This is a genomic window from Actinomycetes bacterium (genome assembly GCA_036000965.1).
Lineage (GTDB): Bacteria > Actinomycetota > CALGFH01 > CALGFH01 > CALGFH01 > DASYUT01.
Map to the genome: position 1 here is coordinate 41,263 of DASYUT010000197.1, position 12,504 is coordinate 53,766.

Annotated in this window: 12 protein-coding genes; 8 read left to right on the plus strand and 4 right to left on the minus strand. The window is 74.5% G+C overall.

The genetic code is table 11. The features are described from left to right. Positions 1-55: 55 nt before the first annotated feature. From VG276_18545 to VG276_18560, 4 genes are all read left to right on the plus strand, one after another. A complete protein-coding gene (locus VG276_18545) occupies positions 56-214 on the plus strand; it encodes a hypothetical protein (GenBank protein ID HEV8651333.1) in 159 nt (52 codons plus the stop codon). Positions 215-553: 339 nt separating this feature from the next. After that, on the plus strand, positions 554-727 hold the full coding sequence (locus tag VG276_18550) for a hypothetical protein (protein ID HEV8651334.1): 174 nt from the start codon (positions 554-556) through the stop codon (positions 725-727). Between the two features lie 74 nt (positions 728-801). Further along, the gene (locus VG276_18555; protein ID HEV8651335.1) at positions 802-3,864 is read left to right on the plus strand and encodes an AAA family ATPase; all 3,063 of its coding nucleotides are present in this window, start codon (positions 802-804) and stop codon (positions 3,862-3,864) included. Between the two features lie 129 nt (positions 3,865-3,993). Beyond that, complete coding sequence (locus VG276_18560; protein HEV8651336.1) at positions 3,994-4,890, plus strand: methyltransferase domain-containing protein; 897 nt, start codon at positions 3,994-3,996, stop codon at positions 4,888-4,890. 58 nt (positions 4,891-4,948) lie between these two features. Here VG276_18560 and VG276_18565 read toward each other — a convergent pair whose 3' ends face one another. After that, positions 4,949-5,785, minus strand: coding sequence for a helix-turn-helix transcriptional regulator (locus tag VG276_18565; protein ID HEV8651337.1), 837 nt, complete (start codon positions 5,783-5,785; stop codon positions 4,949-4,951). A 328-nt stretch (positions 5,786-6,113) separates the two neighbouring features. Continuing rightward, complete coding sequence (locus VG276_18570; GenBank protein HEV8651338.1) at positions 6,114-7,139, minus strand: methyltransferase; 1,026 nt, start codon at positions 7,137-7,139, stop codon at positions 6,114-6,116. A gap of 165 nt (positions 7,140-7,304) precedes the next feature. On the opposite strand from VG276_18570, the gene VG276_18575 reads away from it, so the two are divergent. The 4 genes from VG276_18575 to VG276_18590 all read left to right on the plus strand — a co-directional run bounded on the left by VG276_18575 (position 7,305) and on the right by VG276_18590 (position 11,184). Then, the gene (locus tag VG276_18575; GenBank protein HEV8651339.1) at positions 7,305-8,084 is read left to right on the plus strand and encodes a hemolysin III family protein; all 780 of its coding nucleotides are present in this window, start codon (positions 7,305-7,307) and stop codon (positions 8,082-8,084) included. 196 nt (positions 8,085-8,280) lie between these two features. Continuing rightward, a complete protein-coding gene (locus VG276_18580; protein HEV8651340.1) occupies positions 8,281-9,024 on the plus strand; it encodes a (Fe-S)-binding protein in 744 nt (247 codons plus the stop codon). A gap of 104 nt (positions 9,025-9,128) precedes the next feature. After that, complete coding sequence (locus tag VG276_18585) at positions 9,129-10,505, plus strand: LutB/LldF family L-lactate oxidation iron-sulfur protein (GenBank protein HEV8651341.1); 1,377 nt, start codon at positions 9,129-9,131, stop codon at positions 10,503-10,505. 31 nt (positions 10,506-10,536) lie between these two features. Then, positions 10,537-11,184: a lactate utilization protein C gene (locus tag VG276_18590; GenBank protein ID HEV8651342.1), complete on the plus strand. Its 648-nt coding sequence runs from the start codon at positions 10,537-10,539 to the stop codon at positions 11,182-11,184. Between the two features lie 155 nt (positions 11,185-11,339). Here VG276_18590 and VG276_18595 read toward each other — a convergent pair whose 3' ends face one another. Continuing rightward, complete coding sequence (locus VG276_18595; GenBank protein HEV8651343.1) at positions 11,340-11,918, minus strand: TetR/AcrR family transcriptional regulator; 579 nt, start codon at positions 11,916-11,918, stop codon at positions 11,340-11,342. Positions 11,919-11,965: 47 nt separating this feature from the next. Continuing rightward, entirely contained in the window at positions 11,966-12,409 is a 444-nt protein-coding gene (locus tag VG276_18600) for an SRPBCC domain-containing protein (protein HEV8651344.1), read from the minus strand. Positions 12,410-12,504: the final 95 nt, after the last annotated feature.

Consider the following 12,504-nt stretch of genomic DNA (forward strand, 5'->3'; position numbering starts at 1 on the left):
CAATCACGCTTGTCTGTCCTGCACGCTTCGAGATTCTCGCGCCGTTCTGTCACCGGTGCAAGCTGGGCCGGCCAGCATCGACCGCCGCCGGGGCCTTCGCCGGCTCGGTTGCGGCACCGTCCAGGGCTTCCACGTGGGCCGGCCCCTCCCGGCCGACCTGGCCTTCGCCGCCATCGGCACCGCCGCCGTCGGGATGCTCACCGGGCAGCGCTGACGGCGACGGAGCGTCCCGCCGGGCGAATCGACAGCGAGGCCGCCGACGGCGCCCAAGACATAGCCAAGGCCGCCGACGGCAACGCCCCGAAACGACAGCGAACGCCGTCGACGGCAACGCCCATGACGACAGCCAAGGCCGCCCAGCGCGCGCCAAGACCACAGCCAAGGCCGCCGACGGCGAGCCTAAGGTGGCTAGGACCTGCCCGGTCCGACAATGAGGTGGGCGGGGTGGGCAACCTAAGGCGACCGCCCGATTCGGACCCAGGCACCTCAGACCTAGTCTGGTCACGGAAGCAGACGAGACCCGAGCCAGGACGAGGTGACCAAGATGCAGAGCATGATGCTGGAGCTCCTGGGCCAGGAGCGGGTGGCGGAGTACCGCCGGGACGCCGAGCAGGCCGGTCTTGCCAAGATCGTGCGGCGCAGGGCCAGGAGGGCCCGGCGCTACGCTTCGGCCAGCGGGCGCGTTCAGGTCGCGCCGCGACACCCAGCCGGACGCGCCGTGGCCTGACCGTGCCCGGCACCGGCAGCGCGACCAACCGGCACGAGCCGGCGGATCCCACCCCCGCCGGCTCGTGCCCACCCATGTCCGGGGAGGCCATACTGGACGGCATGAGCGGCCGCTTCTCCTGCCCGACGTTCATCGGGCGCACGCGCGAGCTCGCCCACCTCGACGAGGCGCTCGAGCGGGCGGGCGCGGGGATCCCGGTCGTGCTGGCGGTCGGCGGCGAGGCCGGCGTCGGCAAGACCCGCCTGGTGGACGAGCTGGTCGGCCGGGCCAGGAGGGCCGGCGCGGCCGTGCTCACCGGCGGCTGCATCGGTCTCGGGGAGGAAGGCGTGCCCTTCGCCCCGGTGGTGGAGGCGCTGCGCACCATGCTGCGGACCACCGAGCCCGACGCGGTCGAGCGCTGGTTCGCCCACGCCCGGGTCGAGCTGGCCCGGCTGCTGCCTGAGCTGGGCCCCGCCCGTCCGGTCGACGACCCGCGCGAGCTCGACCTCGCCAGCGGCCAGGGCCGCCTGTTCGAGCTGCTGCTCGGCGTGCTCGAGCGGCTCGCCGCCCAGCGGCCGGCCGTGCTGGTCGTCGAGGACCTGCACTGGGCCGACCACTCCACCCGAGCCCTGCTGGCGTTCCTGATCCGCAACCTGCGCCAGGGGCGGCTGCTGCTGGTGCTCACCTACCGGACCGACGAGCTGCACCGCCGCCACCCGCTGCGGCCGTTCCTGGCCGAGCTGGACCGGAGCTGGTGGGTCGAGCGGCTGGAGCTGCAACGGTTCGAGCGGTCCGAGCTGGTCGCCCAGGTGGCCGGGATCCTCGGCCGGCAGCCAGAGGCCGAGCTGGTCGACGAGCTGTTCGCCCGCGGCCAGGGCAACGCCTTCTTCACCGAGGAGCTGCTCGCCGCCGCCTGCGGCGTGGCCGGGGAGCTGCCGCCGACGCTGCGCGACACCCTGATGGCCCGCATCGAGCTGCTGCCCGACCGCACCCAGCACGTGCTGCGGGTCGCGTCCGCCGCCGCCCGGGAGGTCGAGCACCGGCTGCTGGCCGCGGTGGCCGGCCTGGCCGAGCCGGAGCTGTTCGAGGCGCTCCGCGAGGCGGTCTCCTCCCACGTGCTGGTGGTCGACAACGCCGACGAGACCTACGCCTTCCGGCACGCGCTGGTGCAGGAGGCGGTCTACGGCGACCTGCTGCCGGGCGAGCGGAGCCGGCTGCACGCCGCCTTCGCGGCCCGGCTCGACGCGCTGCCGAGCCGCGGCGACAGCTGCCACGACGCCACCATCGCGGCCGAGCTCGCCCACCACTGGTACGCCGCCCACGACCTGGAGCGGGCCCTGCCCGCCGCGGTCACCGCGGGCCTGGCCGCCGAGCGCGTCCACGCCAACGCCGAGGCCAGGCGCCAGTTCGAGCGTGCCCTGGAGCTGTGGGAGCGGGTGCCCGCCGTGCACGGCACGCTCGCGCTCGACCGGGCCAAGCTGCTCTGGCACGCCGGCGAGGCGGCCTACCGGACCGGCGAGCAGGACCGGGCCATCGCGCTGCTGCGGGCCGCGATCGACGCCGCCGACCCGGCCGCCGACCCGCTCCGGGCCGGTGTGATCACCTCCCGCCTGGGCCACTTCCTGCGCAACGCCGGCAAGGAAGGCGCGTTCGCGACCCTCAAAGAGGCGGTCCGGCTCGTCCCGCCCGACCCGCCCACGCCCGAGCGGGCCCAGGTGCTGGCAGCCCTGGGCCAGGCGCTCATGCTCAAGCCGCTCTGGGAGGAGTCCCGGGCCGTCTGCGAGGAGGCGATCGCGATCGCGCGCTCGGTGGGCGACCGGGCCGTCGAGGTCCATGCCATGGACACCCTCGGGGTGGTGCTCGCCCACCTCGGCGACACCCAGACCGGCCTCGCCCACCTCCGGGAGGCGCGGCGGGTCGCCATGTCGCTCCACGACGACGAGCAGCACCCGGTCGACGAGGCCGTGCGCGCCTACGCCAACCTCACCGACGTCCTCGACCTGGTCGGTGACCTCGAGCAGGCGGCGGCGACCGCCCTGGAAGGCGTCGAGGTCGCCCGCGAGCACGGCCTCGAGCGCGCCATCTGCGCCCACCTGGTCGCCGACGCCGCCAGCGCGCTGGCCAAGCTCGGCCGCTGGGACGAGGCCGACCGCCACCTGCGGGCCAGCCTGGACGTCAACGTCTCCGGGCACAACGCGAGCCTGCTCCACCTCACCCGGGCCGCGCTGGAGCTGCGCCGGGGGCACTTCGAGCCCGCCCTCGAGCACCTCGGCACCGCCCGGCGCCTGTTCGGCCGCACCCACGCGGGCGCCCAGATCACCGGCCCGATCTTCCAGGGGCTGGCCGAGACCGCGGTCTGGCAGGGGCGCCACGACGACGCGCGGGCGGCGGTGGCCGAGGGCCTGTCGCTCACCCTGGCCGTGGACGGGTGGCGGCACGCGCGCCCGCTCTACCCGGTCGGCCTGGCGGCCGAGGCGGACCGGGCCGACCGGGCCCGGGCCCGGCGGGCCGCCGCCGAGGCCGAGGACGCCCGCCGGGTCGCCGCCGGCCTGCTGGAGGGCGCCCGCACGCTGCCCGGCGGGACCAGCGCGGAGGCCGACGCGCTGCTGGCCACCTGCGAGGCGGAGTGGACCCGGGTCGAGGGCACCTCCGACCCGGGCCGCTGGCAGGCCGTTGCCGACGCCTGGGACAAGGCCATGCAGCCCTACCCGGGTGCGTACGCCCGCTGGCGGCTGGCCGAGGCGTTCCTCGGCGCGCGGCTGGACCGCGAGCAGGCCGAGCGGGCGGTCCGGGAGGCCCACGCCACCGCTGCCCGGCTCGGTGCCGCGCCGCTCCGCACCGAGGTCGAGCGGCTCGCCCGGCGCAGCCGGATCGACCTGGCGCCCAGGCCCGCCCGACCGGACCAGGCCGCCGCCGCCGAGCCCGACACCACGGGCCTGGCCGGCGAGCTCGGCCTGACCCCGCGCGAGCTGGAGGTGCTCCAGCTGGTCGCCGACGGCCGCAGCAACAGCCAGATCGCCGAGGCGCTGTTCATCAGCGCCAAGACGGCCAGCGTCCACGTGTCCAACATCCTGGCCAAGCTGGGCGTGGCGAGCCGGGTCGAGGCGGCCGCGGTCGCCCACCGCCTGGCCCTGTTCGACGAGCCGGCCGGACGCTGACCTACGGCCGGACGCTGACCTACGGCCGGCGCGGACCACGAGCGGGCGCCGACCTAAGGCGGCGCGCGCCGGACCCGAGCATCCTACGGGCCCGCGACAGCGGGCCGCCTCGTGGCAGAGAATGCCGGCATGCAGCCTCAACCCCCCGGCCCGGCCGCATCCGGCCCGGCCTCCTCCGGCGCGGCCGCATCCGGCCCGGCCGACCCGGTCCAAGCCTGGCGGGCCCAGCTCGAGGCCTGGGCGATCCCGGATGAGATCCTGGCCCGCGCTCCGGAGTCGCCTTGGGGGTTCCCGGTCGGGCTGTTCCGGGCACGGGCCGAGCAGGCGGGCGCCCGGGAGCCGACCACCTCGGACCGGGAGGCGGCCCGCTGGCTGCCGGCCGGCGGGACCGTGCTCGACGTGGGCGCGGGCGGGGGAGCGGCCAGCCTGCCCCTGGCCCGGGCCGCCGGCCGGATCGTGGCCGTGGACGAGTCGGCCCCGATGCTCGAGGCGTTCCTGGCTGCGGCCAGTGCCGCCGGGGTGCCGGCCGCGACCGTGGAGGGACGCTGGCCCGACGTGGCCGGCCAGGTGACTCCGGCCGACGTGGTGGTCTGCCACCACGTCCTGTACAACGTGGCCGACCTGGCGCCGTTCGTGGCCGCCCTGACCGGCCACGCGCGCCACCGGGTGGTGGTGGAGCTGACCGACCGGCACCCGCTGGTCGAGATCGGGCCCTTGTGGCGTCGCTTCCACGGCCTGGACCGCCCGGCCGGGCCGACCGCCGGCGACGCCGAGGCCGCCCTGCGTGCCCTCGGGCTCGAGGTCCAGCGCGAGGACGGGCCGGGCGCCCCCCGGACCGGCTTCGAGCGCTGGGAGGACCTGGTCGCCTTCACCCGCCGCCGCCTCTGCCTGCCCGCCGAGCGCGAGCCGGAGGTGGCCGAGGCGCTGGCGCCGTTCCGGGCCGAGACCGGGCTCGGCGTGCGCGCCGACCGGGGTGCACGCTCGCTCGTCACCCTGTCCTGGCCCGGGTCGGCCCCGCAGGCTTGAGCCGTCGACCTGCACTCGCGATCCGGACCCAGGCGTGGGGACTGCGTCGTGCGGCTGCTCACCGAGAGTAGTCCTGGTCGTGCAGAAGCTCGCTGAGGATCTCCGCGGTCTGCTCGGGTGGTGCGCCATACACACCGATGCTCGACATGATGTGCGCGTACTGCGCGACGTCCTCGGGCTTGTCCAGGTACAGGGCGTTGGTGGCATGCTCGAGGTACACCACATCTGGGAGCTCCTGGTCAGCAAATCGCAGGATGCTGAACGCGCCCACCATGGCCGCGTGGGCGCCGGCGCTGAACGGCAGGACCTGCAGGGTGACGCTCGGCAGTCTGCTCGCGTCGACGAGCCGCTCGATCTGGGCGCACAGCACCTTCCGGCCGCCGACCGGCCGGCGCAGCGCCGCCTCGTCCACCACCGCCCACAGCCGCGGGCCGTCGTCCTGGGCGAGCAGCCGCTGCCGGGTCAGCCGCAGCCTGACCCGCCGTTCCAGCTCCTCTGGCGAGTCGCCCAGCTGCGCGCCCCGCATCACCGCGCGCATGTAGTCCTCGGTCTGCAGCAGGCCGGGGACGAACTGGCCCTCGTAGGTACGAATCTGCGCCGCGACGGCCTCCAGGTCCACATAAGCCCGGAACCACTGCGGCAGCACGTCGCTGTAGGCGTTCCACCAGCCGGGCATGTTGGCCTCGCGGGCCATGGTGATGAACGTGGCGATCTCGACCGGGTCGGTCACGCCGTAGAGGGTGACCAGGTCGGTGACATCGCGTTCCTTGTAGCCGACCTGGCCGTTCTCCAGCCGTTGGATCTTCCACTCCGACGCCCGGATCGCCTCGCCGGCGTCCTCGCGGGAGATGCCGGCCTCGGTCCGGAGCCGGCGGAGCTGGGCGCCAAGCAGCATCCGGCGAGCCGTTGGCCCGGCTCGCGGCTGCTCCTCGGTCACGCTGGCCTCCTCGCTCTGAGGGCAGACGGTCCACCGCGACGACCGGTCCCCGCGCTGCCGTGGCGACCAATGACGCTGTGCGGACTATCGCACGCCTGGCATCCGTCGCGGAGCGTCAGACTCGATCGTAGCGCCCAGCTCGCCGGGACCTTCCCGCCTCTGGTAGCCGCCTGGCGCTGACCTGGATCCCCCGGATGGTCGACCAGACCGGGGTCGGCGGTGCGCCGGCGCAGCCGCGCATCAGCCAGGAGGCGTGCCGGCTGTCATGTGGTCCAAACGGAGACCCCTAAGGGGACCCCTGACCGGTAGCTGGACGGCTCGCCTCGATGACGCTCATCGGCCCGGGACTGGGCACCACCCGCTCGAACCGCCAGCCGGTGCGCTCCAACAGGCGCCGGAACTCGCCGGCGGTGCGCTCGCGGCCGCCGTCGAACAGCAGCAGCATCAAGACGTCGCTCATCTTGGCACGGTGCGGTGTGGCGTCGTCTGGCAGCAGCATCTCGAACACCCGCAGGCGAGTGGACCGGGTGGCGCCGCGGCCGAGCGCGGCAAGGATCTGTGCCGCGCTGTCGTCGTCCCAGTCGTGCAGCACGCTGGCCAGCAGGTACAGGTCGGCCGGGGGTGGGGGTGCGAACAGGTCCCCGGGGTGCAGCACGCAGCGGTCGCCGACTCCCTGGCGCTCCAGGAACAGCCGCGCGCGCTCGAGCACATGCGGCTGGTCCACAACGATCCCCTGGGCGCCCGGCGCGGCCTGGAGCACGGCAGCCATCAGGGTGCCGACACCGCCGGCGATGTCGGCGACCGTGCCTGTTGAGGGCCAGTCCAGCACCGGCACGCAGGCAAGCGACAGCAGCGGTGCCCGCTGCTGCATCCCCTCGTCGAACAGCGCTTGCTGCTCTGGGTGCGCGGCCAGGTACTCCCAGTACGGCGCGCCGAGCACCGTCGGCGCGGCCGGCTGGCCGGTCCGCAGCGTGTCGGTCAGTGCATGGGCGACGTCTGGGGGCCCGACCGTGGCGAAGGCGGCCTGCAGCGACAACGGATGGTCCCGGCACAGCAGCCGTCCTCGGCCGGTGAGGCCGACCCGGTCTTGCTCGACGGCCACGATCTGATGGTCGCCGAGCAGCCGCAGCACCCGGTGCAGCGCTTCCTCGTGGGCGCCGACGGCTGCGGCCAGCTCCGACACCGGCAGTGGCCCGGCCGCCAGCCGCTCGGGAACCTCGAGCCGAGTGATCGCGCAGACGCAATGCCACAGCAGCCCCACGTTGATCACGTCGACCAAGGCCTGACGGTCAGCCAATGGGTCAGCAGCCATGTCGCTCCTCGACCAGTGCCGAGCCGGTACCCATCGCGCCTGGCCGGCAGCCGCAGACCAACGCGCACGCCGCTGGGCACGGACGAACATGGCAGCTCCCGCATCCGGAATCCACACCCGCCCCGCCCGGCGCTGGTTCACCGCCGGGCTCCCAGGGTGACCGGGGTGACCGGGTGGCGTCTACGGTCGGCCCGAGCCGCTGCCGAGGTGGCGCTGCTCGCCCACGCGGTAGGCCTCGGCGACCCAGGCGCCAAGACTGGTGACGGACGGCGGGCGGCGCCCCATACTGGTGGCATGACCGACTCACGGGGGGCGCCGGCCAAGCCGTTGCTGCGCGGCCGGCTGCACCAGGTCGCGTTCGTCGCGTCGGTCCCGGCCGGGCTCGCGCTCGTGCTGGCCGCCCGGACCGGCCCGGCCCGGCTCGCTGCCGCGGTCTACGCGCTCAGCCTGGCCGGCCTGTACGGCACCAGCGCCGCGTTCCACCTGGGGCGCTGGTCGGACGCGGTGCACCGGCGCATGGACCAGGCCGACCACGCCATGATCTACGTGCTGATCGCCGGGAGCTGGACGCCGTTCGCGGTGCTCGCGCTGGGCGGGCCGTGGGGGCTGACCGTCCTCGTCGGGGTGTGGGCAGCTGCCATCGGCGGGATCGTCGTGGTGATCCTGTGGCACCGCATCCGCATCGTCGGGATCACGCTGTACCTGACCCTCGGCTGGCTGGGGCTGGTGACCCTGCCGTGGCTGGCCGGCAGGCTCGGCATCGCCAAGCTGACGCTGCTGGTCGCGGGCGGCATCTTCTACACCGTGGGCGCGGTGGTGCTGGGCAGGCAGCGCCCGGACCCCAACCCCAAGGTCTTCGGCTACCACGAGGTCTGGCACGCCTTCACCATCGCCGCCGGCGCCTGCCACTACGCCCTGGTGTGGCTGCTGGTCAGCGTGGCCTGACCCGGGCGTAGTGGCAGGCGCCGCGCTGCCACGCCGGCGCCACGGGAACAATGCACGTGCTGGACGAGGTGGACCCCGGGCACCGCACCGCCTGGAGCGCACGCAGCCGGCGCCCGGCCGGGTTGACGGCGGCTGCCCGGTGGCGAAGACTCGCAGGACCCTGCCCGCAGCCCCCGGCCGCGAGGAGTCGCCCGGCGTGCGTGTCGCCCTGTTCGTCACATGCTTCAACGACACGATGTTTCCCGAGACCGGGAAGGCGGTCGTCCGGCTGCTCGAGCGCCTCGGCCACCAGGTCGAGTTCCCGGACGAGCAGACCTGCTGCGGCCAGATGCACTACAACACCGGCTACCAGCGTGAGGCCGCGCCGCTGGCGCGCCGCTTCGTCGACGTGTTCGCCGGCTACGAGGCGGTGGTGACCCCGTCCGGCTCCTGCGCCGGCATGGTCCGGGAGCTGTACCCCAAGCTCGCCGAGGACACCGGGGACCGCGTCCTGGCCGGGCGGGCGGCCGACCTCGCCCCCCGGGTCTTCGAGCTGTCGGAGTTCCTGGTCCGCCGGCTCGGCATCACCGACGTAGGCGCCTACTACCCCCACCGGGTCACCTACCACCCAACCTGCCACTCCCTGCGCGTGCTCCGGGTGGGGGACGCGCCCCTGCGGCTGCTGCGCGCGGTCCGCGGCATCGACCTCGTCGAGCTTGCGGAGAGCCAGGAGTGCTGCGGCTTCGGTGGCACGTTCGCGGTCAAGAACGCCGACACCTCCATGGCGATGCTCTCCGACAAGCTCCGCCACGTGCTCGACACCCGGGCCGAGGTGTGCACCGCGGGCGACAACTCCTGCCTCATGCACATCGGCGGGGCCCTGTCCCGCCAGCGCACCGGGGTCCGCGCCGTCCACCTGGCCGAGATCCTGGCCGCCACCGAGGAGGACCCGCGCACGTGACCGCGTCCCCGTCCCCGGGCGCGTCCCCGTCCCCGGCCGACCGGCGCGCCCACCCCGGGGACGCCCACCAGGGCCGGCCCTGGAAGTTCCCGGAGGCGGCCCGGCTGGCGCTCGCCGACACCCAGCTCCGCCGCAACCTCGGGCACGCCACCGCCACCATCCGGCGCAAGCGCGCCGCGGTCGTCGGCGAGCTGCCCGACTGGCAGGAGCTGCGCGAGGCAGGGCGCGCGATCAAGGAGCGGGTGCTGCGCCACCTCGACACCTACCTCGAGGAGCTCGAGGCGAGCGTGCGGCGCGCCGGCGGGGTGGTGCACTGGGCGCGGGACGCCGAGGAGTGCAACCGTGTCGTGGCCGACGTGGTCAAGGCGCACGGCCAGACCGAGGTGGTCAAGGTCAAGTCGCTCACCACCGACGAGACCAAGCTCAACGAGGCGCTCGCGGCCGAGGGCATCGACGCCTGGGAGACCGACCTGGCCGAGCTGATCGTGCAGCTCGGCGAGGACGCGTCCTCCCACATCCTGGTGCCCGCCATCCACAAGAACCGGGCCGAGATCCGCGAGCTGTTCCAGCGCACCCTCGACGTCGACACCAGCGGGCTCACCGACGAGCCCGCCGCGCTGGCCGAGGCGGCCCGGCTCCACCTGCGCAAGCGGTTCCTGGGCGCCAAGGTCGGGATCAGCGGGGTCAACTTCGCGGTGGCCGAGACCGGCACCGTGTGCGTGGTAGAGTCCGAGGGCAACGGCCGCATGTGCCTGACCCTGCCCGAGGTGCTGGTCAGCGTGATGGGCATCGAGAAGCTCATCCCCACCTGGCGCGACTTCGAGGTGTTCCTCCAGCTCCTGCCGCGCTCCTCGACCGGTGAGCGGATGAACCCGTACACCTCGTTCTGGACCGGCGTCCACCGCGGCGACGGGCCGGGCGAGTTCCACCTCGTGCTGCTCGACAACGGCCGCTCCCGGGTGCTGGCCGACCCGGTCGGCCGCCAGACGCTCAACTGCATCCGCTGCTCGGCCTGCCTGAACGTCTGCCCGGTGTACGAGCGCACCGGTGGCCACGCCTACGGCTCGGTGTACCCGGGGCCGATCGGCGCGATCCTCACCCCGCAGCTCGAGGGGCTGGACCGGGCCGGCACGCTGCCGTACGCCTCCACCCTGTGCGGCGCGTGCTACGAGGTCTGCCCGGTCAAGATCGACATCCCCGAGGTCCTGGTCCACCTGCGCGCCGCGGTCGTCGAGCACAAGCGTGCGGCCCGCCGGCTGCCTGGCCCGGAGGCGGCGGCGATGGAGGCGATGGCGTGGGTCTTCGCCGACCGGCGCCGGTACGAGCTGGCCCAGAAGCTGGCCCGGGTCGGGCAGCTCCCCCTGGCCCGCTCGGGCCGGATCCGGCGCCTGCCCGCGGCCCTGTCGGGCTGGACCGAGATGCGCGACGCGCCCGCGATCCCCGCCCAGACGTTCCGGGACTGGTGGCGCAGCCGCCGATGACCCCACCCCTGCACACGGAAAGGCGTTCCTGGTGACCACTGCGCGGGAGGAGATCCTGCAGCGCGTACGGTCGGCCCTGGCCGACGTCCCCGACGACGAGCGTCCCGAGGACGTGCCGGTGGAGCGCGGCTACCGCACCGGCGGCGCGGGGGAGCCGGGGGAGCGGGTGGCCCGCTTCGCCGAGCGGGTGGCCGACTACAAGGCCACCGTGCACCGGGTCGCCGCGGCCGAGCTGCCCGGGGCGCTCGCCCGCGCCTGCCAGGCCAGGCAGGTGCGGCGGCTGGTGGTGCCCGAGGACCTGCCCGAGGCATGGCGGCCGGCCGACGCCGAGCTGCTGGTGGACGGGCAGCTCGCCAACGAGGTGCTGGACGCCGCCGACGGCGTGCTGACCGGCTGCGTGCTCGGCATCGCCGACACCGGCACGATCGTGCTCGACGGCGGCCCCCGGCAGGGCCGGCGTGCGATCACCCTGCTGCCCGACTACCACCTGTGCGTGGTCGAGGAGGGGCAGATCGTGGGCTCGGTGCCCGAGGCGGTCGCCGCCCTGGGCGGGTCCGCAGCCACAGAGCACCGCCCGATCACCTTCGTGTCCGGCCCGTCGGCAACCTCCGACATCGAGCTCAACCGGGTCGAGGGCGTGCACGGCCCCCGCACCCTCGAGGTCCTGATCGTCGGCTGAGTCGTCAGCGAGGCCCCGTCGCGGGTGGTCCGCGTCGCGCGAATGGTCAGCGGGCCCGTCGCGAGTGGTCCGCGTCGCGAGTGGTCGGGAAGGTGCGTCGCGAGTGGTCAGCGAGGCCTCGTCGCGAGTGGTCGGCCTGGCCCGTGGCGGAGTCGTCAGCGAGGCCGCGTGGCGGCCAGCGGCTCGCGGGAGTGCGCCCTCGCGCGGGCCTGGAAGGCGGTGATCCCCTCCTGCCAGGCGGCGTCGAGGTCCGCACCAGGCGGGAAGCGGTCGGTCAGCTCGAGCATGACCATGCCGTGGGCGAACGCCCAGACAGCCCGCGCGCGCGCCAAGCTCCCGGCGGCCCGGAGCAGCGGCGCGGCGGCGCGGTCCTCGACACCCGCGGGCAGGCGGTCGCGGGGGAGCGGCTGGTCGGTCATCAACCGGTACAGGTGGGGGTGGGCGAGCGCGAAGGCGCGGTAGGCGGCGGCCAGGGCGGCCAGCGGCTCGGCCTCGGCGCCCAGGGCCGCGTCGAGGGCCGCCTCAAGGGTGGCGGCCACGTCCTCAAGCCCGGTCGCGATGATGGCGGCCTCGAGCGCGGCCTTGTCGGGCAGGTGCTTGTACAGGGAGGGGGCGCGGATGCCGAGCCGGTCGGCGAGCCGGCGCATCGTCAGGGCCGCCGCCCCCTCCTGTTCGAGCAGCTCCCGGGCGGCCGCGACGACCTGGCGGGCGCGCGGGGTGAGCGGCTCAGCCACGCTTGAACCCCTGCGGAGTGCGTGCTGGCGGGTCGCGGGTATGGGCCTCATGACCGGGGTTGCTCGGCGCGGCGCTTGAGAGCCTGGTTCATCTGCTCGAAGGCGGGCAGAGTATGGCGGTCCAAGGACCTGGCCATGAGGGGCACGAGCAGCCCGCGGAACTGCTCCTGCTGGACCAGGCGGACCCGGCCCTGGCCGAGCGGCTCGATGGTGAAGCGGTGCTCGCCGTCGAAGACCCCGGACACCAGCAGATGGCCGATCCAGCGCAGCTGCCGGCCGGGGTCGGCCTCCAGCACGGTGGGCCGCATGGTCATGCCGCGGCTGCCGACGGGCTGCATCCGGATGGTCAGGCGCTCACCGCGGCGGGCGGTGCCGCTGGCCTTGGCCAGGAACGGGTTCCACTCGGGGTAGGCGGCGAAGTCGGTGAGGACGTGCCAGACCCGTTCGGGGGTGGCCTGGATGTCGACCTGGGCGTGGAGCTGCTTGGCCATCGGGCCCCTCCTCGGGAGGCTAACTATGTTAGCCAGACCGTAGGCGAACGCTGTTAGCCTGTCAAGTCCTCGGCCCCGGTCAGCCTGTAGGCCCT